Below are 24,985 nucleotides of genomic sequence, written 5' to 3'. Positions count from 1 at the left end.
GGGGGAATCTTGCCGACATGACCGACGCCATCCGACCGCAGCCCGGGATCCTGGACATCGCGCTTTATGAAGGCGGGAAGGCGCATGTCGCGGGCATGACCAATGTGGTCAAGCTTTCGTCGAACGAGAACCCCTTCGGCCCTTCGGACCGCGCGAAAGAGGCGTTCCAGCGCAGCGTTCACAGCCTGCATCGCTATCCTTCCACCGATCATGCCAGCCTGCGCGAGGCGATTGCCGAGGTGCATGGCCTTGATGCGGGGCGGGTGATCTGTGGCGTGGGATCGGACGAGATCATCACCTTCCTCTGCCAGGCCTATGCCGGGCCGAAGGATGAGGTGGTGTTCACCGAACATGGCTTTCTGATGTACCGGATTTCGGCGCTGGCCGTGGGCGCGACCCCGGTGGAAGTGCCCGAGCGGGAACGCACCACGGATGTCGATGCCATTCTGGCGGCCTGCAACCGGCGCACGAAGCTTGTCTTCATCGCCAATCCGAACAACCCCACCGGCACGATGATTTCGCTGGCCGATATCGAGAGGCTGGCCGACGGGTTGCCGCGACAGGCCATTCTGGTGCTGGACGGGGCCTATGCGGAATATGTCGAAGGCTATGATGGCGGGCTGGCGATCCTTGAGGCGCGCACGAATGTCGTGATGACGCGGACCTTTTCCAAGATCTATGGTCTGGGCGGGTTGCGGATCGGCTGGGGCTATGGCCCCAGGGCGATCATTGATGTGCTGAACCGGATCCGGGGGCCTTTCAACCTGTCTTCCACCCAGCTGGAGGCGGCGGAGGCGGCGGTCAGGGATCAGGATTTCGTCAACCGCTGCCGGGCCGAGAATGCGCGGATGCGGCATTGGCTGTCCGAGGCGCTGGCGGAACTGGGTGTGCCTTCGGATACGTCGATGGCGAATTTCGTGCTGGCGCGGTTTTCCAGCGAGGACGAGGCCGTGGCCTGCGATGCCTTCCTGCAGCAGCAGGGGCTGATCGTGCGGCGGGTGGCGGGCTACAAGCTGCCGCATTGCCTTCGGATCACCGTGGGGGATGAGGCGTCGTGCCGCCGCGTCGCCCATGCCGTGGCGCAGTTCAAGGGCGTGAAGTGATGGCCGTGATCTATGAGAGGGTGGCGCTGATCGGGCTGGGCCTGATCGCATCGTCCATGGCGCATGCGATGAAGGCCAAGGGTCTGGCGGGCGAGGTGGTGGGATACGCCAAATCGGCCGAAAGCCGGGCGGTGGCGCTGGAGATCGGGTTCTGCGACCGGGTGGAGGAGACGGCGGCCAAGGCGGTTGTCGGGGCGGATCTGGTGGTGCTGGCCGTGCCGGTGGGCGCGATGGGGGCGATCGCCGAAGAGATCGGCCCGCATCTGGCGCCGGGGGCGACGGTCACGGATGTGGGATCGGTGAAGCAGGCGGTGATCGCCGCCGTGGCACCGCATATCCCCGAGGGCGTGCATTTCATCGCGGGCCATCCGATTGCGGGGACAGAGCATTCCGGGCCGCGTTCGGGCTTTGCCACGCTGTTTCAGAATCGCTGGTGGCTGCTGACGCCGCAGGGCGCGGATGCGGCGGCGGTGGCGCGCCTGCGCGCGCTGTGCGAGGGGATGGGGGCAAAGGTCGATGAGATGGATGCCGCCCATCACGACCTTGTGCTGGCGGTGACCTCTCACACCCCGCATCTGATTGCCTATACGATGGTGGGCGTGGCCGATGACTTGCGCCGGGTCACGGATAGCGAAGTGATCAACTATTCCGCCGCCGGGTTTCGGGATTTCACCCGGATCGCGGCATCGGACCCGACGATGTGGCGCGACGTGTTCCTGACGAACAAGGAGGCGACGCTGGATATCCTTGGCCGGTTCACCGAAGAGCTTTTCGCGCTGCAGCGGGCGATCCGGCTGGGCGACGGGGATCACCTGCATGCCTATTTCACCCGGACGCGCGCCATTCGGCGCGGGATCATCGAGGCGGGGCAGGATACGGCGGCCCCCGATTTCGGGCGTGCCGCGCAGGTTGCGCCAAAGGGTGGCTGAATGCGGTTCGGTGTGGTCGGTGCCTTGTGTCTGTGGTCTTTCCTGTTGGCAGGGGGGGCAGTGGCGCAAGACATCGCGACCTCGCCCCGCCCGCTGCCGCGCCCTGTCCTGACGGTTCAGCCTGTAGCACCCGCGCCTGCGACTGCGCCCGGCCTGCGCCCGCAGGCCCGGCCCGAAGCGGCCCCCGCCCCCGCCCCCGCCCCTGCCATGACCGAGGCGTTGCCCCCTTCCCCGGGGATGCTGGCCGCCGCCGTGCCCCTGCTGCGCCCGATGCCCCGGCCCGAGGGGCTGATGCGGGGGGTGCAGGGCGGGGCCGACATGGCCTCGGCCTTCCCGCCCCCCGCGGCGGAGCGCGAGCGGCGCGGCGGGTTGTTCGGGGGGCTGTTCGGGGGCGGGCGCAAGCGCGAGGAGCGCGCGGCCCCGGCGGATGGATTTGTCTGCGGGGATCGCGCCATCCGGGGCGAGGAACTGGCGCGGATCGCGGGCAAGGTGAAGGGCTGCGGGATCGAGGCGCCGGTGCGGGTGACGCAGGTGGATGGCATCCGCCTGACCACGCCCGCGACGATCGACTGCCCCACGGCCATCGCGCTGAAGGACTGGATCAATGCGGGCGTGCGCCCGGCCTTTGGCCGGAACGAGGTGGTGGAACTGCGGATTGCCGCCAGCTATATCTGCCGCACGCGCAACAACCGGCCCGGCGCGAAGATCAGCGAACATGGGCGCGGCAAGGCGGTGGATGTGTCAGGCTTCATCCTGGCGGATGGGCGCGAGCTTTCGGTGGCGCGGGACTATAACCGCCAGATGCGCCGGGCGCATCGCGCGGCCTGCGGCATCTTCGGCACGACGCTGGGGCCGGGATCGGACGGCTATCACGAGGATCACCTGCATTTCGACACGGCCAGCCACGGCAACGGGCCCTATTGCCGCTAGAACAGGCGCGGCGCCGGGCCGAGCGGCAGGGGGCCAAGGCTCATCCGGCCCTGCTGAAAGGCAAGCGGCAGGGTCAGCACATCGGGATCATCCCCCTGCGCGGCATAGAGTTCCAGCGCGCGGGTGACGGTCTGCGAGCTTTCGGGCGTGACCAGCCCGGCGGCGATCAGGACGGGGATCAGCTTGCGCCAGTTTTCGACCCGGATCTCGATCCGGCCTTCGGGCGTGCCATCGGCGGCGGGGGCCAGATCGCCCGAGGCCGACAGGACCAGATCGCCCCAGCGCAGCAGCCCTTCGCGCAGGGTGATGTCGGTCAGGCGGGGGTGGGTGGCGGCGGCATGGCGATCGAGCGGGGCCGATAGGCCGAGGACGGCATCAAGGCGGATCAGGTCGATCTGTTCGGGCAGGGCAGAGCCCTGGGCCAGCGCCATGCGGAAGCCGGCATCGGGCGTGAGGTTCGACAGTTCGACACCCAGGTCCTGCGCCAGCGCCCGGTCGGCCGCGCGGCGCGTGCCGATGCGGGCGGAGCTGAGCGACAGCTCCCATCCGGCGGAAGAGCGCAGGGCAAGGCCATCGCCCGCGATGGCGCTGCGATCCAGCGCCAGATCCGGGCCGGGCGTCACGACAAGGCTGCCCTGGACAAGGGTGGAGGTCAGGTCAAGCACCTGATCGGGCAGGGTGATCTGCTGGCTCTGCGGCAGGGTGGCGATGAGGTGCCAGGGTTTCCATGTCATGGTGAAGATCTGGGCGAAGGGGGCGGACCATGCGATGCCGCTGCGGCTATCCGTCAGGCGGGGTTCGGTGATCGTCAGGTCAAAGCGGTTGGGGAAACCCGCAACCGCGATGCCGCGCTGTTCGGCCAGAAGGGGGCGGCCCTGCTGGGCCGCGAACCAGCCCGCAGCACCCTGTTCCAGCGCCCGCGATCCGACGAACCAGTATCCGCCCCAAAGCCCGGCGAGAACCAGGACGACAACCAGAACTGCACGCATCTTCAACCCTTTCCTTCGGCCGGTGCCTGCTGTTTACAGGTGGGGCGAAAGGAGGGCCAGCGGATGACGGCTGTGCTTTGGGTCTTCGGCTATGGGTCGCTGATCTGGCATCCCGGGTTTCCGGTTGCCGAGCAGGCGGTTGCGCGGCTGGAGGGGTGGCACCGGTCGTTCTGCATGCGGTCGATCCATCATCGCGGCACGGTCGAGGCGCCGGGGCTGGTGCTGGCGCTGGACCGGGCCGAGGGCGCGCATTGCGACGGGGTGGCCTTTCGGGTGGAGCCGGGGGCCGAGGCGGAAACCATCGCCGCCCTGCGCGAGCGGGAGTTGGTGTCATCGGCCTATCTTGAGGTGACCTTGCCCCTGCGTCTGGCCGACGGGCGGGGGGTAGAGGCGCTGGCCTATGTGATCGACCCCGATCATGGGCAGTATTGCGGCGGGCTGGCGCTGGAGGAACAGGCGCGGATCATCGCGCAGGCGGCGGGCGGGCGGGGGCCGAACCGGGATTACCTGTGGTCCACCGCCGCGCATCTGGCGGAACTGGGGATCGCGGATGCCGATCTGGACTGGCTGGCCGCGCGGGTGCGCGCGATGGCGGGGATGACGGAAGGCTGATCCGCGCCGTCTTGGCAGGGGCGTCTGGCCTGTTATGGTGGCATCGGGCAAGAGACGGGCAGGACGGATGGACAAGCTACGCGGCGAAGCGTCACCCACCTTCAGCCAGCCGATCCGGCAGATCGTGATGATGCTGCTGGTCACCGTGATGGTGGGCAGCGGGGCATGGCTGATCCATAACGAGGTGGCGGGCATCTTTCGCGCCAACCCGCTGCTGAACGGGTTCATCGCGGCGGTCTTCCTGTTCGGGGTGCTGACCTGTTTCTGGCAGGTGCTGATCCTGGCGCAATCGGTGAGCTGGATCGAGGATTTCGTCCGCCACGTGCCGGGCCATGACATGACCAAGCCGCCGCGCCTTCTGGCGCCGCTGGCCTCGCTTCTGCGGTCGCGCGGGGCGAAGATGCAGATCTCTGCCTCGTCTTCCCGGTCGATCCTGGAATCGGTGGCGACGCGGATCGACGAGGCGCGGGATATCACGCGCTATCTGGCCAACCTTTTGGTTTTCCTTGGGCTTCTGGGCACGTTCTATGGCCTAGCGACCACGGTTCCGGCGGTGGTGGAGACCATCCGCTCGCTTGCGCCGCAAGAGGGCGAGACGGGGCTGGAGGTGTTCGAGAAGCTGATGTCGGGGCTGGAAAGCCAGCTGGGCGGGATGGGGACGGCGTTCTCATCCTCGCTTCTGGGGTTGGCGGGATCGCTGGTGGTGGGGTTGCTGGAACTGTTCGCGGGGCATGGGCAGAACCGCTTCTATCGCGAGCTGGAGGAATGGCTGTCGTCGATCACGCGGGTCAGCCTTTCGGCGGGCGATGGCGAGGGCGGCGATACAGCGGCGATGTCGGCGGTGCTGGATCAGGTGCAGGCGCAGATGGACGCGCTGCAATCGCTTTATACCCAGTCCGATATCACGCGGGTGATGGTGGAGGACAAGATCGACGATCTGGCCCGCGCCATTTCCCGGCTGGCCGAGCGGCGCGAGGGGGGCGGAGAGGTTGCGGCGGCGCTGTCGCGGATCGCCGAAGGGCAGGAGCGGCTGATCGCGGCGGTGACGGGCGGCGGCGGCGAGGGCGCAATGGGGGCGGATGCGGAAAGCCGGATGCGCCTGCGGTCGATCGACGTGCAACTGTTGAAGATCCTTGAGGAAATGTCGGCCGGGCGGCAGGAATCGCTGGCCGATCTGCGGGGCGATATCGCCTCGCTTGCGGCGGCGATCCGGCAATTGTCGCGCGGCACGGCGGGGCGGGGCTAGGGCATGGCGCTGCGGTCCCGTCGCGATTCCTCGATCATCTGGCCGGGTTTCGTGGATGCGGTGACCACGCTTCTGATGGTGATGATGTTCGTGCTGACCATCTTCACCGTGATGCAGGTGGTGCTGCGCGAGACGATCACCACGCAGTCGAACGAGTTGGACAGCCTGACCGACCAGATCGCGCAACTGGCCGATGCGCTGGGCCTTGAACGGCAGCGGGCCGAGGGGTTGCAGGCAGAGGTGGGGGTGCTGACGGCATCCCTGACGGCGGCGCAGGCCGAGGGGGAGCGGCAGGCGGCGCTGATCACCACGCTGACCGGGCAGTTGGCGACAGCCGAAGGCGCGCTGGCGGCGGCGCAGGGGCGGATCGCGAGTTTCGAAGAGCAGGTGGCGTCATTGCTGGCCGAGCGTGACGCGGCGCGGGGGCAGGTGACGGAATTGACGGCATCTGTGCAAGCGCTTGAGGATGCTCAGGAAAAACTTCTGACCGAGCAGGAGGCGCTGCAACTGGCGCTGGCGCGGGCGCGCGAGGAGGTTGACGCCAATGCCGAAGCCGCCCGCCTGTTGGCGGCGCGGCGGGCGGCGGTGGAGGCGCTGATTGCCAGCCTGCAAAGCCGGGCCGAAGGGGCCGAGGCGCGGCTGTCCGAGGAAGAGGCGGCGCGTCTGGTGGATGCGGCGGCACTGGAGGAATTGCGCGACCGGCTGAAGGGGGCGGATGACGAATTGGCGGCGATGACGCTGGCGCTGGAGGAACAGCGGCGGCGGGCGGAAGAGACGCTGACCCTGCTGGCGGCGGCCCAGACCGAGGCGGCGAAGGCGGTTGAGGGGCAGGATTCCCGCGATGCGGCGCTGGTGGCGGCGGAGCGGGCGCTGAGCGCGGAACAGGCCAAGTCCTTGGAAGCAGAGCGGAAAGTGGCGCTGCTGAACGAACAGATCGGGGCGCTGCGGTCGCAACTGGCGCAGTTGCAGGCGGTGCTGGATGAAAGCGCGGCGCGGGATGAGGCGGCGCAGGTGCAGATGGAGGCGCTGGGCAGCCAGTTGAACGCGGCGCTGGCGCAGGTGGCGGCGGAACAGCGGCGGCGGGCGGAACTGGAGGCGGCAGAGGCGGCGCGACTGGCCGCCGAGAATGCCGATCTGGCGCGGTATCGGTCTGAATTCTTTGGGAAACTGTCGGAACTGCTGGAGGGCCGCGAAGGCGTGCGGGTGGTGGGGGACCGGTTCCTGTTTTCCTCCGAGGTGCTGTTCCAGCCGGGGGCGGCGGAACTGGCGCCCGAGGGGCAGGCGCAGATTGCCGGGGTGGTGGAAATCCTGAATGAAATCAGGGGGGATATCCCTGACGGGATCGACTGGATCATCCGGGTGGACGGCCATACGGATGATGTGCCGCTGTCGGGGCTGGGGGCATTCCGCGACAATTGGGAATTGTCGCAGGCGCGCGCGCTGTCGGTGGTGCGCTACATGCAGGAAAGCCTGGGCTTTCCGCCCGACCGGCTGGCCGCAACGGGGTTTGGCGAATACCGGCCCGTCGCGCCGGGGCAGGACGAGGCGAGCCGGGCGCAGAACCGGCGGATCGAACTGAAGCTGACCGAGCGTTAATTCTGATTGTTTTACAGGGATTTGCGGCGTGCCGGCTGTGCAGACAGCCAGTGCAGACGCGCAGTGCAGACGGCTGTGCATACAAATTTGGGCAGGGCGGGCGGGGCGTTCGTGGTTAATCGTGCGCTGATGCAAAAGGAAACCCGCCCCGGACGTGATCCGGGGCCTCGGGTCAGGCGGGGTGGTGGATGTCTGGGGAGGTCCCGGGTCAGGCCCGGGACGGGGTCAGGGGATGGTGAGGGTGAGCGCTTCGCGCCCGAGTTCCGCCCCGCCGCGATGCATCACCACCTCGCCCTTGTAATCCCCGGCGGGCCAGCCGCCGGGGGGCAGGCGCTTGCCGATGGCGCGGAAGGCCTGGGCCTGTGTGCGGTCGATCGTGATGGTCTGGCGGATCACCTCGCCCTGCGGGCCGGTGATGGCGAGGGTGAGCGCGTCGCCCTGACGCGGGCCGAAATAGGCGGCCCAGATCACCAGCGCGGGGGCGTCGGCGGGCAGGGTGGCGGGGCTGGGGAGCCCGGCCTTGATGGCATCCCATTCCGGCACGGCGGTGAAGAAACCCGCGCCGGTGAAGCCGAAGGGATCATGGGCCAGCGGCGCGGACCAGAGCGTTGCGGGGGGTGTGGTGCCGCAGGCGGTGCTGGCTTCGGGGGCGAAGGGGTCGAGTTCGGTGCCGTCCTTGCGGATGGCAAGATGCAGGTGGGGGAATTCCGTGTTGCCCGACAGGCCGACGAGGCCCAGCCTTTGCCCGGTTTCCACCCGGTCGCCGGGTTGCACGGCGATGCTGCCCTGTTTCAGGTGGCAATACTGGGTTTCCCAGCCATCGCCATGGTCGATGGCGACGCCGTTGCCGCAATCGCGCCCCTGCAGCGGTGGGGCGGCGGGGTCGGAGATGGAGATGTCGGGCATGCCGTCGCGGATGCCGCGCACCGTGCCGGGGGCGGCGGCGAGGACATCGACGCCCCGTTCCATCGCGGCGAGGGAGGGCAGGGCGAAATCGGTGCCGTCATGGCCATCATAGGTGAGGTGGCCGCAGCCGATATCGGCGGTGCCGGGGCCGGGGTCGCGGTCGAAGTAGTTCTGGATATGGCAATCGGTGCCGAGCGTGCAGGCGATGGGTTGCGCCAGTTCAAAGGCCCCCGCCGGGAAGGCGAGGGCCAATGTCAGAATGGCAGCGTGACGGATCATTCCGCCGTGAGAAGCGGCGGTTTCTGGCCCGTCAGGCGGGGTTTCTGCGGCTCCTGCACCTGCAGGTCGATCGCATCGTCCTTGATTGCCACGCGGACCACGCCGCCCTTGGTGAGCTTGCCGAAGAGCAGTTCCTCGGCCAGCGGCTTCTTGATGTGTTCCTGGATCACGCGGCCAAGGGGGCGCGCACCCATCTTGTCATCATAGCCCTTGTCGCCCAGCCATTGCGCGGCTTCGGGGGTGAGTTCGATATGAACGCCACGATCCAGAAGCTGTGCTTCGAGTTGGAGAACGAATTTCTCGACCACCTGGAGGATGGTTTCCTTGGCCAGCGGCGCGAAGGAGATCACCGCATCCAGACGGTTGCGGAATTCGGGGGTGAAGATGCGTTCGATGGCGGCGGTGTCTTCGCCGGTGCGGCGTTCGCGGCCAAAGCCGATGGCGGCCTTGGCCATGTCCGACGCGCCCGCGTTCGACGTCATGATGAGGATCACGTTGCGGAAATCGACCGTGCGACCGTTGTGGTCGGTCAGTTTGCCGTGGTCCATCACCTGCAACAGGATGTTGTAGACATCCGGGTGGGCCTTTTCCATTTCATCGAGCAGCAGCACGCAATGCGGGTGCTGGTCGACGCCATCCGTCAGCATGCCGCCCTGATCGAAGCCGACATAGCCCGGAGGCGCGCCGATCAGGCGGGAGACGGCGTGTTTCTCCATATATTCCGACATGTCGAAACGCAGGAGTTCCACGCCAAGGGAGGAGGCGAGTTGCTTTGCCACCTCGGTCTTGCCCACACCCGTGGGGCCTGCGAACAGGTAGTTGCCGATGGGCTTTTCCGGCTCGCGCAGGCCCGCGCGGGCGAGCTTGATGGAGGAGCAGAGCGCCTCGACCGCCTTGTCCTGGCCGAAGACGACGCGTTTGAGGGTCTTTTCCAGATCGCGCAGCACCTCGGCATCGTCTTTGGAGACGTTTTTCGGGGGGATGCGGGCGATCTTGGCGACCACGGCCTCGATCTCTTTTGTCCCCAGCGTCTTGCGGCGCTTGCTTTCCGGCAGCAGGTGCTGGGCGGCGCCTGCCTCGTCGATCACGTCGATGGCAGAGTCGGGGAGTTTGCGGTCATTGATGTAGCGCGCGGCGAGTTCGACCGCCGATTTGATGGCGTCGGCGGTGTAGCGCAGGTCGTGATGTTCCTCGAAATGGGGTTTCAGGCCCATGAGGATCTTGATCGCATCCGGGACGGAGGGTTCGTTCACGTCGATCTTCTGGAAGCGCCGCGACAGGGCGCGGTCCTTCTCGAAGTGCTGGCGGAATTCCTTGTAGGTGGTCGATCCCATGGTGCGCAGCTTGCCGCCCTGAAGCGCGGGCTTCAGGAGGTTGGAGGCATCCATCGCGCCGCCCGAGGTGGCGCCTGCGCCGATGACGGTGTGAATCTCGTCGATGAAGAGGATGCCGTCGGGGTGATCCTCCATCTCTTTCACCACGGCCTTGAGGCGTTCCTCGAAATCGCCGCGATAGCGGGTGCCTGCCAGCAGCGCGCCCATGTCGAGCGAGTAGATGGTGGCGCCGGAGAGAACCTCAGGCACTTCCTTCTTGACGATCTTCCAGGCGAGGCCTTCGGCGATGGCCGTCTTGCCGACGCCCGGATCGCCCACGAGAAGGGGGTTGTTCTTGCGGCGGCGGCAGAGGACCTGAATCGCGCGTTCAACCTCGGCCTCGCGGCCGATGAGGGGGTCGACATCGCCCTTCATCGCCTTGACGTTGAGATCGACGCAGTATTTCGACAGGGCGCTTTCCTTCGCCTCCCCGGCTTCGGCCTTGGGGGTTTCGTGGCGTTCCTCATCCGCGCCCGAGACGGGGCGGGATTCGCCATAGGAGGGGTCTTTCGCCACGCCATGGGCGATGAAGTTGACGGCGTCATAGCGCGTCATGTCCTGTTCCTGCAGGAAATAGGCGGCGTTGGATTCGCGTTCGGCGAAGATCGCCACGAGGACGTTGGCGCCGGTCACTTCGGTGCGGCCCGACGACTGCACATGGATCGCCGCGCGCTGGATGACGCGCTGGAAGGCGGCGGTGGGCACGGCCTCGGACCCTTCGACATCGGTGACGAGGGTGGAGAGGTCGTCGTCGATGAAATCGACGAGCGTCTTGCGGAGTTCGTCGAGGTTGACCGAACAGGCCTTCATCACGCGGGCTGCATCGGGTTCGTCGATCAGGGCCAGCAGGAGATGTTCCAGCGTGGCGAGTTCATGGCGGCGCGCATTGGCGAGGGCCAGGGCGCCGTGGATGGCCTGTTCGAGAGTCGTGGAAAACGATGGCACGTTCGGGTGCTCCTGTTCATCAGGGTTGGCGGGGGAGGAGCCCCGCCGAACCGTGGCCTCATGGCATTAGACTTCGGCTTATTTCGCCCCACTTCAAGGTTTATTTGGGGGCAGTTGCGGTTTGATGCAGCCAAGCCGCAAAAAGTGATCGGCGGGATGCGTGTTATGGTCAGAACCTGTCCTTGCGGGCGCGGATTTCGGCGAAGGCTGCGGCATCCTGTGCAAGAGGCATGCCGATGGCGGCCTTCATTCCGGGCAGATGCGCGCGCAGGAAGGGGTTGGTTGCCAGTTCTTCGGACAAGGGGACGGGGACGGTGGGACGGCCTTCTCCGCGCGCCAGCGACACCCGCTCTGAACGGGAGATAAGTGCGGCATTCGCCGGTTCAAGGGTCAGGGCGAAGCGGATGTTTGAGGCGGTGTATTCATGGCCCGAGCAGATGAGCGTTTCGGGCGGCAGGGCGGCCAGGCGCGAGAGGGAGGCCCACATCTGCGCGGGGCTGCCTTCGAAGAGGCGGCCGCAGCCCGCGGCCATCAGGCTGTCGCCGGTGAAGGCGAGGCGGGCTTCGGGCAGGTGAAAGGCGATATGGCCGATGGTATGGCCGGGGACGGGGAAAGCCTCGACCGGGTGGCCCGCGAAAAGGAAGGTCGCCTCGTCCGGCAGGGCGGTATCGAGCGGGGGCAGGCGGTGGGCGTCGGCGGCGGCGCCGGTGACGCGGGCGCCGGTGGCGGCGCATAGGGCGGCCACGCCCTGGATGTGATCGGCATGGTGATGGGTGAGCCAGATATCCGACAGCTGCCAGCCGCGTTCGGCCAGCGCGGAAAGGATCGGCGCGGCCTCGGGGACATCGACCACGGCGGTGGCCCCCGTTGCGGCATCGTGGATCAGATAGGCGTAATTGTCCGACAGGCAGGGCAGGGTGACAAGTTCGAGCGGCATGGTATTGGATCCGTCTTTCGCTATGCTTGGCGCAGGTTGGACTGGCGGGGAAGCCGAAGGCAATGCACCTTGATGTGCTGGATCTGCGCAATTTCTATTATCGCACGCAGCTTGGCCGCGTGGCGCAGCGGGCGATCCGCGATCAGGTGGTGCGGTTGTGGCCGGTGCAGGCCGGGCAGACGGTGGCGGGCTTCGGCTTTGCCGTGCCGCTGCTGCGCCCCTATCTGGCCGAGAGCCGCCGCGTGATCGGGCTGATGCCGGGGCCGCAGGGCGTGATGCCCTGGCCCGCGGGGATGGAGAATGTGAGCGTCCTGTGTGAAGAGACGCATTGGCCGCTGTCCACGGGCATGGTGGACCGGCTGGTGATGATGCATGGGCTGGAGACATCGGAGCAGCCGAGCGCGATTCTGGAAGAGGCGCATCGCGTGCTGGGGCCGGGGGGCAAGGCGCTGATCGTGGTGCCGAACCGTTCGGGCCTGTGGTCGCGGCGGGACATCACGCCTTTCGGTTTTGGCCGGCCCTTTTCGCTGTCGCAGCTTGAGACGCAGTTGAAACGCCATGGCTTCACGCCCGAGCGCAGTTGCGCGGCGCTGTTCGTGCCGCCGTCGCAAAGCCGGTTCTGGCTGCGGACGGCGGATTTCTGGGAGCAGATGGGGCGGCGTGTCGGCCCCTGGCTGGCCGGGGGGGTGCTGATGGTGGAGGCATCGAAGCAGGTCTATGCCCCCACGCGGGGAGGGCTTGGCGCAGTAGTGCGGCGGCCGCTGAAGGTGCTGGAAGGCGTGGGCAAGGGCGCGCCGGAACCGGCGATGAACCGGGGGCAGGGCGGGGCTGCCTGATCGGGCGGGCTGCGCCGGGTCGGGGGAGGCCCCGGGTCTGGCCCGGGACGGGTATTCAGGGGCCATGATTCTGCGCCTGGCCCCGCCGGCACGCCCCCTGAGCGGCGCGCAAAAAGTCGCAGTTCGGGGCGTTGGCGCTAACCCTTCGGAAATCCTTACCGTCACAGTCACGTTCCGTTGACCTAAGCGGTTGCGGGCTAAACCCTGCTCTGCTAATGACGCCGCGAATTCACGACGCGGGCCATCGGTTCGCGCCCAAGAATCCCCTTGGCCTGTGCGATCCGCGCGGGTGCAAGGCCAAGACAGCGGAAGGGTTGACGTGTCCGAACCAGCTTCGATCTCCTCCGGCATCGCCGCACGCTACGCCACTGCTCTGTTCGAGCTGGCGAAGGAAGACAAGGCGCTGAAGGCGCTTGAGGCGGATGCCGATGCACTGACCGCCGCACTTGCGGCAAGCCCGGATCTGACTGCCATGATCGCATCGCCGGTGATCAGCCGCGACGATCAGGCCGCCGCCATCGCGGCGATTGCCAAGAAGATGAAACTGTCGGCGCTGACCGCCAATACGCTGGCGCTGATGGCGGCCAAGCGGCGGCTGTTCGTGCTGCCGCAGATGGTGGCCGATGTGCTGGCGCGGATCGCCGCGGAGAAGGGCGAAGTGACGGCCGAAGTCACCAGCGCCGCCGCCCTGTCCGCCGATCAGGCCAAGAAACTCGCCGCGACGCTGAAGGCGCGTGTCGGCAAGGACGTGAAACTGAAAACCGCCGTCGATGAAAGCCTCATCGGTGGTCTTGTCGTCAAGCTGGGCTCGACCATGATCGACACTTCGGTGCGGTCGAAGCTCGCGGCTCTCCAGAATGCAATGAAAGAGGTTGGGTGATGGGAATTCAGGCTGCTGAGATCTCTGCGATCCTGAAAGAGCAGATCAAGAATTTCGGCAAGGATGCCGAAGTTGCCGAAGTTGGTCGCGTGCTGTCGGTCGGTGACGGGATTGCCCGTGTGCATGGCCTGGACAATGTGCAGGCCGGCGAGATGGTGGAATTCCCCGGCGGCATCCGCGGGATGGCGCTGAACCTGGAAGTCGACAATGTCGGCGTCGTGATCTTCGGGTCGGACCAGGACATCAAGGAAGGCGATACCGTCAAGCGCACCAAGTCCATCGTGGACGTGCCGGCGGGTGACGCGCTGCTGGGCCGCGTGGTTGACGGTCTGGGCAACCCGATTGATGGCAAGGGCCCGATCAAGGCCGCCGAGCGCCGCGTGGCGGACGTGAAGGCGCCGGGGATCATCCCGCGGAAGTCGGTGCATGAGCCGATGGCGACCGGCCTGAAGGCCGTGGACGCGATGATCCCCGTTGGCCGTGGCCAGCGCGAACTGATCATCGGTGACCGCCAGACCGGCAAGACGGCCGTCGCGCTGGACACCATCCTGAACCAGAAGGTCTATAACGAGGCCGCCGGTTCGGATGAATCGAAGAAACTCTACTGCATCTATGTGGCCATCGGGCAGAAGCGTTCGACCGTGGCGCAGCTGGTGAAGAAGCTGGAAGAGACGGGCGCGATCGACTACACGATCGTCGTGGCCGCGACCGCCTCGGACCCGGCGCCGATGCAGTTCCTGGCGCCCTATTCGGCGACGGCGATGGCGGAATATTTCCGCGACAACGGCCGCCATGCGCTGATCATCTATGATGACCTGTCCAAGCAGGCCGTGGCTTACCGCCAGATGTCGCTGCTGCTGCGCCGTCCGCCGGGGCGTGAGGCCTATCCGGGCGACGTGTTCTATCTGCACTCGCGCCTGCTGGAGCGGTCGGCCAAGCTGAACGAGGATTTCGGGGCTGGTTCGCTGACGGCGCTGCCGATCATCGAAACGCAGGGCGGCGACGTGTCGGCCTTCATTCCGACGAACGTGATCTCGATCACCGACGGGCAGATCTTCCTTGAGACGGAACTGTTCTATCAGGGCATCCGTCCGGCCGTGAACACCGGTCTGTCGGTGTCGCGGGTGGGGTCTTCGGCGCAGACCTCGGCCATGAAGTCGGTGGCGGGCAAGGTGAAGCTGGAACTGGCGCAGTACCGCGAAATGGCGGCCTTCGCGCAGTTCGGGTCGGACCTGGATGCCGCGACCCAGCAGCTTCTGAACCGTGGCGCGCGCCTGACCGAGCTGATGAAGCAGCCGCAATATTCGCCGCTGACCAATGCCGAGATCGTCTGCGTGATCTTCGCGGGCACCAACGGCTATCTGGACAAGGTCGCGGTCAAGGATGTGGGCCGGTTCGAGGCGGGCCTTCTGAAGCACCTGCGCACCAAGGGCGCGGCGCTGCTGGAAGACATCACCAAGAACGACCGCAAGGTTGCGGGCGATCTGGAAAAGGCGATCCGCGCGGAGCTTGATGCATTCGCCAAAGACTTCGCCTGATTGGCCTTGAGGGAGTAGGCAGATGCCCAGCCTGAAGGACCTGAAGAACCGGATCGGAAGCGTGAAGAACACGCGGAAGATCACGAAGGCGATGCAGATGGTCGCGGCGGCGAAGCTTCGCCGCGCCCAGGAAGCTGCGGAAGCCGCGCGCCCCTATGCCGAGCGGATGAATGCCGTGATGGCGGGGCTGGCGGCGTCGGTCGGATCGTCGGCAAGCGCGCCGCGCCTGCTGGCAGGCACGGGGTCGGACAAGGTGCATCTGCTGGTCGTGATGACCGCAGAGCGGGGCCTGTGCGGCGGCTTCAACTCGTCCATCGCGCGTCTGGCGCGGGCCCATGCCAACGAATTGCTGGCAGCGGGCAAGACGGTGAAGATCCTGACCGTCGGCAAGAAGGGCCGCGAGCAGCTGAAGCGTGATCTGGCGAACCATTTCGTGGGCCACGTGGATCTGAGCGAAGTGAAGCGCGTGGGCTATGCCAATGCGCAGACCATCGCGCGCGATCTGCTGGGCCGTTTCGAGGCGGGCGAGTTCGACGTGGCGACGATCTTCTACAACCGCTTCCAGTCGGTGATCAGCCAGATCCCGACCGCGCAGCAGGTGATCCCGGCGAAGTTCGAAGGCGGCGGGGCCTCGGCCCTGTATGACTACGAACCGAGCGAGGAGGCGATCCTTGCGGATCTGCTTCCGCGGGGTGTGGCGACGCAGGTCTTCGCTGCGCTGCTGGAGAACGGGGCGTCCGAGCAGGGCGCGCGGATGTCGGCCATGGACAACGCCACGCGCAACGCGGGCGACATGATCAACAAGCTGACGATCCAGTACAACCGTTCGCGTCAGGCGGCGATCACCAAAGAGCTTATCGAAATCATTTCGGGCGCTGAGGCGCTCTGAGGAACCGGAGAAACAACATGGCACAAGGCAAAGTCACGCAGGTGATCGGCGCCGTCGTCGACGTGCAGTTCGATGGGGCGCTTCCGGCGATCCTGAACGCTCTCGAGACGGACAACAACGGCAAGAAGCTGGTTCTGGAGGTTGCGCAGCACCTCGGCGAGAACACGGTGCGCACCATCGCCATGGACGCGACCGAAGGTCTGGTCCGTGGCGCGGTGGTCAAGGATCTGGGCGCGCCGATTTCGGTTCCGGTGGGCGACGCCACGCTGGGCCGCATCCTGAACGTCATCGGCGAGCCGGTGGACGAGAAGGGCCCGGTTTCGGCGGCGCAGACCCGCGCGATCCACCAGCCCGCCCCGCAGTTCAGCGAGCAGGCGACTGAATCGCAGGTGCTGGTTACCGGCATCAAGGTGATCGACCTTCTGGCGCCTTACGCCAAGGGCGGGAAGATCGGTCTGTTCGGTGGTGCGGGCGTCGGCAAGACCGTTCTGATCATGGAACTGATCAACAACATCGCGAAGGTGCACTCGGGCTATTCCGTGTTCGCCGGTGTGGGCGAACGGACCCGTGAAGGGAACGACCTCTATCACGAGATGATCGAATCCGGGGTTATCAAGATCGACAACCTGACGGAATCGAAAGTGGCCCTTGTCTATGGCCAGATGAACGAACCCCCGGGGGCGCGTGCCCGCGTGGCGCTGACCGGCCTGACGCTGGCCGAGCAGTTCCGCGACCAGTCGGGGACGGACGTGCTGTTCTTCGTGGACAACATCTTCCGCTTCACGCAGGCCGGTTCGGAAGTGTCCGCGCTGCTGGGCCGTATCCCCAGCGCCGTGGGTTACCAGCCGACGCTGGCCACCGACATGGGCGCGCTGCAGGAGCGCATCACCTCGACCAAGGCAGGCTCCATCACCTCGGTGCAGGCGATCTACGTTCCGGCCGACGACCTTACCGACCCGGCGCCTGCGACTTCGTTCGCGCACCTTGACGCGACGACCGTGCTTTCGCGTGCCATCTCGGAGCTGGGCATCTATCCGGCGGTGGACCCGCTCGATTCTACCTCGCGTCTGCTGGACCCCGCCGTCATCGGCGAGGAACACTACAACGTGGCCCGCGCGGTGCAGGGGATCCTTCAGCGCTACAAGTCGCTGCAGGACATCATCGCCATCCTTGGCATGGACGAACTGAGCGAAGAGGACAAGCTGACCGTGGCCCGCGCCCGGAAGATCCAGCGTTTCCTGTCGCAGCCCTTCGACGTGGCGAAGGTCTTCACCGGTTCGGACGGCGTGCAGGTTCCGCTGGAAAAGACCATCGCCTCGTTCAAGGCGGTTGTCGAAGGCCAGTATGACCACCTGCCGGAAGCCGCCTTCTACATGGTCGGTGACATCGACGAGGTGATCGCCAAGGCGCAGCGTCTCGCCGCGCAAGCCGCGTAAGAGGGGGCAGGCCGATGGCAGGCTCCGTTCAATTCGATCTCGTCTCGCCGGAGCGGAGGCTTGCCTCCGTTGCCGCGAGCGAGGTGCAGATCCCGGGGGCCGATGGCGACCTGACGGCGATGGAGGGGCATGCCCCCACCATCACCACGCTGCGCCCCGGCATCCTGAAGGCGGTTTCGTCCGAAGGGACGAAGTCCTATGTGGTGACCGGCGGTTTCGCCGAGATCAGCGCGGGCGGCGTTTCGGTTCTGGCCGAGCGTGCGGTTCCGGTGGAAGAGGCGAATGCCGCGCTGTTCGATGCGCTGCTGTCCGAGGCCCGGGAAGCCGCCGCGGTGACCGAGGACAAGGACGCGGCGGAAAAGCTGATCGCGGACATGATGGCGCTGCGGGCGGCTGTCGGGCAATAAGCCGACAGCGGGATAATTTTTGCGAAGGCCCCGTCGGAAAGACGGGGCCTTCTGCTATGGTGGCATCGTATTTGCCGTGTAGGAGGTGATCGGGTTCGCATGAGACAACCGAAGATGAAGCGCATGACGGCCAGCAGCATTGGTATCCTTCAGGGAACGCGTGTCCTTTTTTCGGATTTTGCGACCGATGGCGTGATGTGGACGGGCAGCGGCGACCGCGAGAGCCGGTTCCATGTGATCTTTTCCGAAGCCTTCCGGCGGCCGCCCGCCGTGATGGTGGGCATTTCGCTGTGGGACATGGACCACAAGACAAACATGCGGGCCGATATCTCGGCCGAGAATGTGACCGAGAAGGGGTTTCAACTGGTCTTCCGGACCTGGGGCGACACCCGCATCGCCCGCGTCCGCGCGGATTGGACGGCGATCGGCCCGGTGCGGGACGATGATGACTGGGATGTGGCGTGATGGGGCGGGGTGCTAGCGGGGGGGCGGACCGTTCAGCACATCCGATGGCTGGCCGCCGGCGCGCAGGTGATCATCCCAGATCCAGACCATCCGGTCCACGAACCATGTCTTGGCCCCGCTGATCAGGATTGCGCCAGCAACGGCCCAGCCAAGATCAAGCTGCCAGAGGCCCCAGACCAGCGGCAGGATGCCAAGCGCGCTGATCGCGGTCAGAAGACGGGCGGCCCGCAGGTGATGGGCGGGCAGGCCTGCCCTGTGGCGCAGGAACAGGCGTTCGCCCAGAACCCACGGGCGGACCAGCTTTCGAAGGTGGCCGGTGGGCGGAACAGACGCGGATTGATCCAGATCCAGAGCGCGACCGCCGCAACCGCCAGCCAGGCGCCATGCCCGATCCAGACACGCGACCAGACGGCCAGGATCAGCAGGGGCAGGGGCGTCAGGATGCGGGTCCAGACGGAGAGCGGGTTGGCATGGCTGAGCCAGCTTTGATCGTCCATGCCCATCAATCCTTCGGCGAGCCGGTAGAGATCTGGCATGGTCATGCGCCTTTGTGATCAGCCCCGTTGATACATGCCTTCATAGATCGGCACGAGCGTATCGGTTTCAAAGAGCGACGAGACGGAGGTGCCGTTCCAGATGTTCAGGATGGCCTGGGCGAAGATCGGGGCGGTGGGGACGATGCGGATGTTGCTGGCCGCCTTGACCCGTTCGGTGGGTTCGATGCTGTCGGTGATCACCAGCGATTTCATCACCGAATTCTGCACCCGTTCCACCGCCGGGCCGGACAGGACGCCATGGGTGATGTAGGAATGCACCTCGGTCGCGCCGTTCTCCAACAGCACCTCGGCCGCCTTGCAGAGCGTGCCGGCGGTATCGCAAATGTCATCCACGATGATGCATTTGCGTCCGCGCACATCGCCGATCACCGTCATGCCTGCCACCTCGCCCGCCTTTTCGCGGCGCTTGTCCACGATGGCGAGGGGGGCGTTGATGCGCTTGGCCAGTTCCCGCGCGCGGGCCACGCCGCCGACATCGGGGGAGACGATCATCAGATCCTCCATCGACCCCTTGAAATGGTGTTCGATATCGAGCGCGAAGACCGGGCTGGCATAGAGGTTGTCGACGGGGATGTCGAAGAAGCCCTGGATCTGGGCGGCGTGCAGGTCGAGCGTCAGGACGCGGTCGACGCCCGAGGTTTCGATCAGGTTGGACACCAGTTTCGCGCTGATGGGCGTGCGCGCCTTGGCGCGGCGGTCCTGGCGGGCATAGCCGAAATAGGGGATGACGGCGGTGATGCGCGCGGCGGAGGAGCGGCGCAGGGCATCGACCATGATGAGCAGTTCCATCAGGTTGTCATTGGCCGGGTTCGAGGTGGGCTGGATGACATACATGTCTTCGCCGCGGACGTTCTCGAAGACTTCGACGAAGATCTCCTGATCGTTGAAGCGTTCGACCCGGGCGTCGACCAGGTTCACCGACATGCCGCGATGCATGGACATGCGGCGGGCAATGGATTTCGCGAGCGAGAGATTCGCATTGCCGGAGATCAGTTTCGGCTCGGTGATGGCGGGCATGGGGCACTCCGGTGGGCAGCGGATTCGGTGTTGGACACGCCTTATCACCGCGCTACGGTCTTGAAAACCGACGCTGGCAAGGGGGCGCGCAAATGGCGCAGATCGACTACTTTTTCACCCCGGTTTCCCCGTTCGTCTATCTGGCCGGAGACCGGCTGGAACGCCTTGCGGAACGGCAGGGGGCACGCATCCGCTATATCCCCCTGGATGCGACCGCGCTTTTCCCCCGCACTGGCGGGCAGGTGCTGGCCGAGCGGCATGAAAGCCGGAAGGCCTATCGCTTGCAGGAACTGGCGCGGTGGTCGAAGCGGCTGGGGATGAAGCTGGACCTGCAGCCGATGTTCTTTCCGGTGAACCCGGCGCCGGCCTCTTACGCCATCATCGCCGCCGAGGCGGCGGGGGGCGGCGATCTCGGGGGGCTGGTGCGGGCCTTTCCGCGTGCGGTCTGGGCCGAGGGGCGCAACATTGCCGAGGATGAGGTGGTGAAGGCGATCCTCGCGGAAAACGGGTTCGATCCGGCGGTGGCGGATCGCGGGATGTTCATGGCAGCGGATGTCTATATGCGCAACCTGGACGAGGCGGTGGCGCGCGGCGTGTTCGGCCTGCCCTTCTACATCGTGGGGGAAGAGCGGTTCTGGGGCCAGGATCGGCTGGACCTTCTGGAGGAGCATCTGGCAGGGCGGTGACGCCTGGCGGGGCAACCCCCTCCCCCGGCCCCTCCCCCGTGAAGAACGGGGGAGGGGAGGGCGCCTTCAGGCGGCCGGGGTGGGGGTGGCGCGGTTGCAGGTGGGTATTTGGGCCAAGATGAAGGGGCTGGCCCTGCCCTCAGGTGGCAAGGGCGGCGAGGAAGCGGTCGACGTGATCCTCGGTCGTGTTCCAGGAGGCGACCATGCGGGCGGTCTCGCGGCCCTCTTTCGTGGGGCGGAGATCGTAGTAGATCGCACCTGCGGCCTGAAGGCGGGCATGCCCGCCCTCTTCCCAATTGGCGAAGACCATGTTGGCCTCGCCCGGATGGGTGAGGGCCGCGCCGTTGAGGTTTGCGATGCCTTGCGAGAGGCGCTGGCCCATGGCGTTGGCCCGGGCGGCGAGGCGAAGCCAGAGGTCGTCTTGCAGATAGGCCTCCATCTGCGCAGAGAGGAAGCGGTGTTTGGAGAAGAGGTGGCCGCCCCTTTTGCGGCGCAGTTCCAGTTCCCAGGATTTCGCGGGGTCGAAGAGGATGACGGCTTCGACGCCGAGAAGGCCGTTCTTGGTGCCGCCGAAGGAAAGGGCGTCGATGCCGGCCTTCCAGGTCATCTCTGCGGGCGTCGCGCCGGTGGCGACAAGGGCATTGGCGAAGCGCGCGCCGTCGAGGTGGCAGGGGAGGTTGTGCTGTTTCGCGATGGCGGTGAGGGTGGCGATTTCGGCGGGGGTGTAGATGGTGCCTGCCTCGGTCACGTTCGTGAGCGAGAGTGCGCCGCGCTGCACGCCATGGACGCCGGAAGCGCCGGTGGTGGCGAGCGCCTCGGTCAGGGCGGCAGGCGTGATCTTGCCATGGGGGCCGTCGATCAGGGCGAGTTTCGCGCCATGCGTGAAGAATTCGGGGGCGCCGCATTCATCTTCGGCGATATGGGCGTGGCGGTGGCAGAAGATCGCGCCCCAGGGGGGGGTGAGGGTGGCAAGGGCCAGGGCATTGGCGGCGGTGCCGGTGGCTGTGAGGTGGATCGCGGCCTCGGGCGCCTCGAAGATGGCGCGGATCCGGGCGGTGACGCGAGCCATGATGTCATCCGTGCCGTAGCTGCGGGCATAGCCTTCATTTGCGCGGCTGAGGGCGGCCATGATCTCGACGGGGACGCCGGAGCTGTTGTCGGAGGCGAAGAACATCAGGGTTTCTCGTCGATGATGTAGTCGTCCCAGTCGTCTTCGGGGACCTCGAATTCAGGGATGGTGAGGCCCCGGACGGAGTTGCCGGACTTGTGCGTGCTGTCGGGATCGCCGGTGTTCAGCGGGTGCCAGTCGGGGATGGGCCTGCCTTCGTGGAGCAGGCGATAGGCGCAGGTGCGGGGCATCCAGTAGGCGATCTTCGGCAGGGTTGCGGGTGTGAGGCGGACGCAGTCGGGCACGAACTGGTGGCGGATCTCGTACTGGCTGCAGCGACAGGTTTCTCCGTCAAGCAGGCGGCAGGCAATGCGGGTGTAGTCGACCTCGCCCGTATCCTCATATTCGATCTTGTTCAGGCAGCATTTGCCGCAGCCGTCGCAGAGCGCCTCCCATTCGGAGGCGGTCAGTTTGGCGAGCGGTACGGTTTCCCAGAAGCGGGGGCGGAGATTTGTGGTCATGGCCGCGAAACTGCGCCTTTGGCTGCGGAAAGGGAAGCGGGGGAGAGCCAAAATTTTGCCTGCAAAATTTTGGCACGGCTGACCCGAAATCTTTCTGGAAAGATTTCGGGCAAGGGGCTGGCGAAACTTTTCGGGAAAAGTTTCGCTGCGCGGCTACAGCTGGGACAGGATCATGCGGGCGCGGGCGCAATCGGCGTCCATCTGTGTGATCAGCGCCTCGAGCCCGTCGAATTTCATCTCGGGGCGGAGATAGTCGACGAAGGCGACTGACAGGTGCTGGCCGTAGAGATCGCCCTTGAAATCGAAGAGGAAGGTTTCGAGGTTCGGGCGGTTCACCCCGAACATCGGCCGCACGCCAAGGCTGGCGGCGCCTATATGGGGGCCCGCCTGCGGGCCGGTGAGGATATCCACCTTGACCGCATAGACGCCCAGGCGGGGCAGGTGGAGGCCATCGACCGACATGTTGGCCGTCGGATAGCCCAGGTCCCGGCCGCGTTTTTCGCCGTGGATCACCTCGCCCTCGATGCGGTGCCAGTGGCCCAGCATGGCGGCGGCGTCCCGGGGGCGTCCCTCGGTCAGGGCCTGGCGGATGGCGGTGGAGGAGACCTCGGTCCCGGCGACGGAGAGGAGGGGGGCGATCGTGACATCGAAGCCGTGGGCCTGGCCGAGCGCCTGCAGATCGGCCGCGCGGCCCGCGCGGCCCTTGCCGAAGCAGAAATCGCTGCCCACGACGACATGCCGGATGCCGAGCCCGGCTGCCAGAACGTCGCGCGCGAAGGATTCGGGCGAAAGGGAGGCCAGCGCGCGGTCGAAGGGCAGTTCGTAGAGATGTTGCACGCCCAGTTTGGCCAGGCGGTTGGCGCGCGCCTCGGGGTTCATCAGGCGGAAGGGCGGGGCGTCGGGCGCGAAGACCTGGCGGGGATGGGGTTCGAAGGTGACGATGCCGAGGGGGGCGCCCGAGTCGGCGCCCGGGCGGCGGGCCAGGTCGATCACCGATTGATGGCCGAGATGCACACCGTCGAAATTGCCCATGGCGACGGAGGCGCCGCGGGCCTCGTTGGCCAGTCCCTGCCAGTGGTGGTGGATGCGCATCTTTCCCCGTGGCAGGGCGCGCGCCCCGCGTGTCAGTCGAACTTGCGCGAGGGTGCCAGAACCAGCGCCTCGCCCTTCAGGACGACGGTATTACCCACGGCGCAGTGGGTTTCAAGGGTGACGCGGCGCTTTGCATGGTCGATCGCGGTCACCTTCACCTCGGCCCGGACGGTATCGCCGGGGCGGACGGGGGCCATGAACTTCAGGCTTTGGCCGAGATAGACGGTGCCATGGCCGGGAAGCTGTTCGCCGATGACGGCAGAGATCAGGCCCGCGGTCAGCATGCCATGGGCAATGCGGCCCTGAAAGATGGTGTCCTGGGCATAGCCGTCGTCCAGATGGACGGGATTGCGGTCGGTCGACACCTCGGCGAACATTTCGATGTCGCGGTCGGTGACGGTTTTCAGCAGGTAGCGCGTCATCCCGATCTCGAGATCCTCGATGCAGATCGTGCCGCGGGGCTGATTGTCGATGGCGCGTGCGAACATGGCCGAATCCTTGACTGTGCTGCAGGGACAGTAGCCGATGCCGCGCTGCGGCGCAATTCCGTTGGGTAACTTTTTGTCATGGGTGCGACCTTTGGCGCAAGAATGTTGCGAGGTGAGGCGAAATCTGACTCAGATTTCGCGGCGGTTTCTGACGCAGAAACCGCTGGGCCAGCGTCGCGCCATGCGGACGGGCCCGGAATGTGCGTCACATTCCGGCGCGATTTCTGCGTCAGAAATCGCCTCAGGCGAGGAAGGGGATGGCGTAGGTCGGCGACATGTGCCGGGCATCGAGCCAGGCGCGGAGCAGGGCCGGATCGGGGCGGGCCGGATCCGGGCCGAATTCGGCGGCGGCAAGGCCTGCGGTGACGAAGAGCGTGTCGATGCCTTCGGCGATGCCGCCCTGGATATCGGTGTGCAGCCCGTCGCCGATGGCGAGAATCTCGGCCCCGTCGCGGCCGCAGAGGGCGGCGAGGCGGCGGCGGGCCAGATCGTAGATCGGGGGGTGGGGCTTGCCGTAATAGAGCACGGTTCCGCCCATCTCTTCATAGGCCTGGGCGAGGGCGCCGGCGCAGTAGAGGCGCCGTTCGCCGAGATCGACGACGAGGTCGGGATTGGCGCAGAGCATGGTGAGGCCCATCGTCTTCATGCCCAGAAGGCTGGCGCGGTAATCCTCGGGCGTTTCGGTCAGGTCGTCGCGCAGGCCGGTGCAGACGACGCCTTCGGCCTCGGCCAGGGGGACGCGGGTGATCGGCAGGGCGGGGGCATCGGCGGGAAGATCGGTGAAGAAGCTTTCATCCTTGGTCGCGCCGATATGGTGGATGCGCGTGCCGATGATGCCGGAGAGGAGGCCGTATTGCGTGGCATCGCCGGAGGAGACGATGTCATCCCAGGCATCCTCGGGCACGCCGATGCGGGCGAGTTGTTGGCGGACGCTGGACTTCGGACGGGGGGAATTGGTGAGCAGGAGGACCGTCTTGCCGGAGGCGCGGAAGGCGCGGAGGGCGGCGACGGCGGCGGGAAAGGCGGTCTGGCCGTTGTGCAGGCAACCCCAGAGATCGCAGAAGACCGCATCATAGCGGTCGGCGATGGAGGCGAGGCTGGGGATCAGGTCGGTCATCTGCGGGCCTTTCCTTGGGGTGGCGCCCCCCCCCTCCCCGACCCTCCCCCCGTGCCGGGGGGAGGGAGAGGGGGCCCGCCCCGGCGGGGCGGGTGCGGAGGGG

The 24,985-nt window shown here is 66.5% G+C and carries 24 protein-coding genes and 1 pseudogene; 14 read left to right on the top strand and 11 right to left on the bottom strand.

The features are described from left to right. Positions 1–17 precede the first annotated feature (17 nt). Genes hisC through G5V65_RS07065 form a run of 3 tightly spaced genes read left to right on the top strand, consistent with a single transcriptional unit; the run spans position 18 to position 2,962 of the window. On the top strand, positions 18–1,103 hold the full coding sequence (hisC, locus tag G5V65_RS07075; protein WP_165048373.1) for a histidinol-phosphate transaminase: 1,086 nt from the start codon (positions 18–20) through the stop codon (positions 1,101–1,103). Further along, the gene (locus G5V65_RS07070; RefSeq protein WP_165048371.1) at positions 1,103–2,032 is read left to right on the top strand and encodes a prephenate/arogenate dehydrogenase family protein; all 930 of its coding nucleotides are present in this window, start codon (positions 1,103–1,105) and stop codon (positions 2,030–2,032) included. The genes hisC and G5V65_RS07070 overlap by 1 nt, the downstream gene beginning before the upstream one ends. Next, positions 2,033–2,962, top strand: a complete 930-nt coding sequence (locus G5V65_RS07065) for an extensin-like domain-containing protein (RefSeq protein ID WP_165048369.1) — start codon at positions 2,033–2,035, stop codon at positions 2,960–2,962. It begins immediately after the preceding gene. Here G5V65_RS07065 and G5V65_RS07060 read toward each other — a convergent pair. Beyond that, positions 2,959–3,951: a DUF2125 domain-containing protein gene (locus G5V65_RS07060; protein ID WP_165048367.1), complete on the bottom strand. Its 993-nt coding sequence runs from the start codon at positions 3,949–3,951 to the stop codon at positions 2,959–2,961. The genes G5V65_RS07065 and G5V65_RS07060 overlap by 4 nt on opposite strands. 63 nt (positions 3,952–4,014) lie before the next feature. Here G5V65_RS07060 and G5V65_RS07055 point away from each other — a divergent pair, with 63 nt between their 5' ends. The 3 genes from G5V65_RS07055 to G5V65_RS07045 all read left to right on the top strand — a co-directional run bounded on the left by G5V65_RS07055 (position 4,015) and on the right by G5V65_RS07045 (position 7,405). After that, positions 4,015–4,563 (top strand): gamma-glutamylcyclotransferase, encoded by a 549-nt coding sequence (locus G5V65_RS07055; protein WP_165048365.1) that lies wholly within the window; start codon positions 4,015–4,017, stop codon positions 4,561–4,563. Positions 4,564–4,630: 67 nt separating this feature from the next. Further along, positions 4,631–5,809 carry a biopolymer transporter ExbB gene (locus G5V65_RS07050; protein ID WP_165048363.1) on the top strand — a complete coding sequence of 393 codons (1,179 nt, stop codon included), beginning with the start codon at positions 4,631–4,633 and terminating at the stop codon, positions 5,807–5,809. A 3-nt stretch (positions 5,810–5,812) separates the two neighbouring features. Next, a complete protein-coding gene (locus tag G5V65_RS07045) occupies positions 5,813–7,405 on the top strand; it encodes a peptidoglycan -binding protein (RefSeq protein WP_165048361.1) in 1,593 nt (530 codons plus the stop codon). Positions 7,406–7,630: 225 nt separating this feature from the next. Here the strand turns inward: G5V65_RS07045 and G5V65_RS07040 are convergent, their stop codons facing one another. From G5V65_RS07040 to gloB, 3 genes are all read right to left on the bottom strand, one after another. Continuing rightward, complete coding sequence (locus tag G5V65_RS07040; RefSeq protein WP_206526702.1) at positions 7,631–8,590, bottom strand: M23 family metallopeptidase; 960 nt, start codon at positions 8,588–8,590, stop codon at positions 7,631–7,633. Next, entirely contained in the window at positions 8,587–10,908 is a 2,322-nt protein-coding gene (clpA, locus tag G5V65_RS07035) for an ATP-dependent Clp protease ATP-binding subunit ClpA (protein ID WP_165048359.1), read from the bottom strand. Before clpA ends, G5V65_RS07040 begins: the two co-directional genes overlap by 4 nt. A gap of 169 nt (positions 10,909–11,077) precedes the next feature. After that, positions 11,078–11,845: a hydroxyacylglutathione hydrolase gene (gene gloB, locus G5V65_RS07030; RefSeq protein ID WP_165048357.1), complete on the bottom strand. Its 768-nt coding sequence runs from the start codon at positions 11,843–11,845 to the stop codon at positions 11,078–11,080. A 62-nt stretch (positions 11,846–11,907) separates the two neighbouring features. Here gloB and G5V65_RS07025 point away from each other — a divergent pair, with 62 nt between their 5' ends. From G5V65_RS07025 to G5V65_RS06995, 7 genes are all read left to right on the top strand, one after another. After that, positions 11,908–12,681, top strand: coding sequence for a class I SAM-dependent methyltransferase (locus tag G5V65_RS07025; RefSeq protein ID WP_165048355.1), 774 nt, complete (start codon positions 11,908–11,910; stop codon positions 12,679–12,681). A gap of 319 nt (positions 12,682–13,000) precedes the next feature. Further along, on the top strand, positions 13,001–13,561 hold the full coding sequence (locus tag G5V65_RS07020; protein ID WP_165048353.1) for a F0F1 ATP synthase subunit delta: 561 nt from the start codon (positions 13,001–13,003) through the stop codon (positions 13,559–13,561). Then, the gene (gene atpA, locus G5V65_RS07015) at positions 13,561–15,099 is read left to right on the top strand and encodes a F0F1 ATP synthase subunit alpha (RefSeq protein ID WP_165048351.1); all 1,539 of its coding nucleotides are present in this window, start codon (positions 13,561–13,563) and stop codon (positions 15,097–15,099) included. The genes G5V65_RS07020 and atpA overlap by 1 nt, the downstream gene beginning before the upstream one ends. A gap of 22 nt (positions 15,100–15,121) precedes the next feature. Beyond that, the gene (locus tag G5V65_RS07010; protein ID WP_165048349.1) at positions 15,122–15,988 is read left to right on the top strand and encodes a F0F1 ATP synthase subunit gamma; all 867 of its coding nucleotides are present in this window, start codon (positions 15,122–15,124) and stop codon (positions 15,986–15,988) included. 17 nt (positions 15,989–16,005) lie between these two features. Beyond that, the gene (gene atpD, locus G5V65_RS07005) at positions 16,006–17,424 is read left to right on the top strand and encodes a F0F1 ATP synthase subunit beta (protein ID WP_165048347.1); all 1,419 of its coding nucleotides are present in this window, start codon (positions 16,006–16,008) and stop codon (positions 17,422–17,424) included. 14 nt (positions 17,425–17,438) lie between these two features. After that, positions 17,439–17,831 carry a F0F1 ATP synthase subunit epsilon gene (locus G5V65_RS07000; protein WP_165048344.1) on the top strand — a complete coding sequence of 131 codons (393 nt, stop codon included), beginning with the start codon at positions 17,439–17,441 and terminating at the stop codon, positions 17,829–17,831. A gap of 99 nt (positions 17,832–17,930) precedes the next feature. Next, positions 17,931–18,296 carry an H-type lectin domain-containing protein gene (locus G5V65_RS06995; protein ID WP_241250478.1) on the top strand — a complete coding sequence of 122 codons (366 nt, stop codon included), beginning with the start codon at positions 17,931–17,933 and terminating at the stop codon, positions 18,294–18,296. A 12-nt stretch (positions 18,297–18,308) separates the two neighbouring features. Here G5V65_RS06995 and G5V65_RS22920 read toward each other — a convergent pair. Then, positions 18,309–18,793: pseudogene (locus G5V65_RS22920) on the bottom strand (DUF6653 family protein). A gap of 57 nt (positions 18,794–18,850) precedes the next feature. Beyond that, positions 18,851–19,870 carry a ribose-phosphate pyrophosphokinase gene (locus tag G5V65_RS06985; protein ID WP_165048342.1) on the bottom strand — a complete coding sequence of 340 codons (1,020 nt, stop codon included), beginning with the start codon at positions 19,868–19,870 and terminating at the stop codon, positions 18,851–18,853. 92 nt (positions 19,871–19,962) lie between these two features. Between G5V65_RS06985 and G5V65_RS06980 the strand changes: the two genes are divergently transcribed. Beyond that, positions 19,963–20,556 carry a 2-hydroxychromene-2-carboxylate isomerase gene (locus tag G5V65_RS06980; RefSeq protein ID WP_165048340.1) on the top strand — a complete coding sequence of 198 codons (594 nt, stop codon included), beginning with the start codon at positions 19,963–19,965 and terminating at the stop codon, positions 20,554–20,556. 139 nt (positions 20,557–20,695) lie between these two features. On the opposite strand, the gene G5V65_RS06975 is transcribed toward G5V65_RS06980, so the two are convergent. From G5V65_RS06975 to G5V65_RS06955, 5 genes are all read right to left on the bottom strand, one after another. Then, positions 20,696–21,730, bottom strand: coding sequence for a threonine aldolase family protein (locus G5V65_RS06975; RefSeq protein WP_165048338.1), 1,035 nt, complete (start codon positions 21,728–21,730; stop codon positions 20,696–20,698). Next, complete coding sequence (locus tag G5V65_RS06970; RefSeq protein WP_165048336.1) at positions 21,730–22,185, bottom strand: YcgN family cysteine cluster protein; 456 nt, start codon at positions 22,183–22,185, stop codon at positions 21,730–21,732. Before G5V65_RS06970 ends, G5V65_RS06975 begins: the two co-directional genes overlap by 1 nt. 153 nt (positions 22,186–22,338) lie before the next feature. After that, positions 22,339–23,277 carry a bifunctional riboflavin kinase/FAD synthetase gene (locus tag G5V65_RS06965; protein ID WP_165048333.1) on the bottom strand — a complete coding sequence of 313 codons (939 nt, stop codon included), beginning with the start codon at positions 23,275–23,277 and terminating at the stop codon, positions 22,339–22,341. Positions 23,278–23,309: 32 nt separating this feature from the next. After that, the gene (locus G5V65_RS06960; protein ID WP_165048331.1) at positions 23,310–23,765 is read right to left on the bottom strand and encodes a MaoC family dehydratase; all 456 of its coding nucleotides are present in this window, start codon (positions 23,763–23,765) and stop codon (positions 23,310–23,312) included. Between the two features lie 241 nt (positions 23,766–24,006). Further along, complete coding sequence (locus G5V65_RS06955; RefSeq protein ID WP_165048329.1) at positions 24,007–24,882, bottom strand: TIGR01459 family HAD-type hydrolase; 876 nt, start codon at positions 24,880–24,882, stop codon at positions 24,007–24,009. Positions 24,883–24,985: the final 103 nt, after the last annotated feature.

It is taken from the genome of Paragemmobacter kunshanensis (assembly GCF_011059185.1).
GTDB classification, from domain to species: domain Bacteria; phylum Pseudomonadota; class Alphaproteobacteria; order Rhodobacterales; family Rhodobacteraceae; genus Paragemmobacter; species Paragemmobacter kunshanensis.
Note: the sequence above shows the minus strand (reverse complement) of the source record. Positions and strands in the feature narration are given on the sequence as shown.

Bases quoted from the DNA above. Each gene is read 5' to 3' on its own strand.
- G5V65_RS06995 (WP_241250478.1), top strand. From the start codon at position 17,931: ATGAGACAACCGAAGATGAAGCGCATGACGGCCAGCAGCATTGGTATC.
- atpA (WP_165048351.1), top strand. From the start codon at position 13,561: ATGGGAATTCAGGCTGCTGAGATCTCTGCGATCCTGAAAGAGCAGATC.
- G5V65_RS06955 (WP_165048329.1), bottom strand. From the start codon at position 24,882: ATGACCGACCTGATCCCCAGCCTCGCCTCCATCGCCGACCGCTATGAT.
- G5V65_RS06985 (WP_165048342.1), bottom strand. From the start codon at position 19,870: ATGCCCGCCATCACCGAGCCGAAACTGATCTCCGGCAATGCGAATCTC.
- G5V65_RS07025 (WP_165048355.1), top strand. From the start codon at position 11,908: ATGCACCTTGATGTGCTGGATCTGCGCAATTTCTATTATCGCACGCAG.
- G5V65_RS07055 (WP_165048365.1), top strand. From the start codon at position 4,015: ATGACGGCTGTGCTTTGGGTCTTCGGCTATGGGTCGCTGATCTGGCAT.
- G5V65_RS07040 (WP_206526702.1), bottom strand. From the start codon at position 8,590: ATGATCCGTCACGCTGCCATTCTGACATTGGCCCTCGCCTTCCCGGCG.
- G5V65_RS06960 (WP_165048331.1), bottom strand. From the start codon at position 23,765: ATGTTCGCACGCGCCATCGACAATCAGCCCCGCGGCACGATCTGCATC.
- gloB (WP_165048357.1), bottom strand. From the start codon at position 11,845: ATGCCGCTCGAACTTGTCACCCTGCCCTGCCTGTCGGACAATTACGCC.
- G5V65_RS07060 (WP_165048367.1), bottom strand. From the start codon at position 3,951: ATGCGTGCAGTTCTGGTTGTCGTCCTGGTTCTCGCCGGGCTTTGGGGC.
- G5V65_RS06975 (WP_165048338.1), bottom strand. From the start codon at position 21,730: ATGTTCTTCGCCTCCGACAACAGCTCCGGCGTCCCCGTCGAGATCATG.
- G5V65_RS06980 (WP_165048340.1), top strand. From the start codon at position 19,963: ATGGCGCAGATCGACTACTTTTTCACCCCGGTTTCCCCGTTCGTCTAT.
- G5V65_RS07070 (WP_165048371.1), top strand. From the start codon at position 1,103: ATGGCCGTGATCTATGAGAGGGTGGCGCTGATCGGGCTGGGCCTGATC.
- G5V65_RS07050 (WP_165048363.1), top strand. From the start codon at position 4,631: ATGGACAAGCTACGCGGCGAAGCGTCACCCACCTTCAGCCAGCCGATC.
- G5V65_RS07000 (WP_165048344.1), top strand. From the start codon at position 17,439: ATGGCAGGCTCCGTTCAATTCGATCTCGTCTCGCCGGAGCGGAGGCTT.
- G5V65_RS07010 (WP_165048349.1), top strand. From the start codon at position 15,122: ATGCCCAGCCTGAAGGACCTGAAGAACCGGATCGGAAGCGTGAAGAAC.
- hisC (WP_165048373.1), top strand. From the start codon at position 18: ATGACCGACGCCATCCGACCGCAGCCCGGGATCCTGGACATCGCGCTT.
- G5V65_RS06970 (WP_165048336.1), bottom strand. From the start codon at position 22,185: ATGACCACAAATCTCCGCCCCCGCTTCTGGGAAACCGTACCGCTCGCC.
- G5V65_RS06965 (WP_165048333.1), bottom strand. From the start codon at position 23,277: ATGCGCATCCACCACCACTGGCAGGGACTGGCCAACGAGGCCCGCGGC.
- G5V65_RS07065 (WP_165048369.1), top strand. From the start codon at position 2,033: ATGCGGTTCGGTGTGGTCGGTGCCTTGTGTCTGTGGTCTTTCCTGTTG.
- atpD (WP_165048347.1), top strand. From the start codon at position 16,006: ATGGCACAAGGCAAAGTCACGCAGGTGATCGGCGCCGTCGTCGACGTG.
- G5V65_RS07045 (WP_165048361.1), top strand. From the start codon at position 5,813: ATGGCGCTGCGGTCCCGTCGCGATTCCTCGATCATCTGGCCGGGTTTC.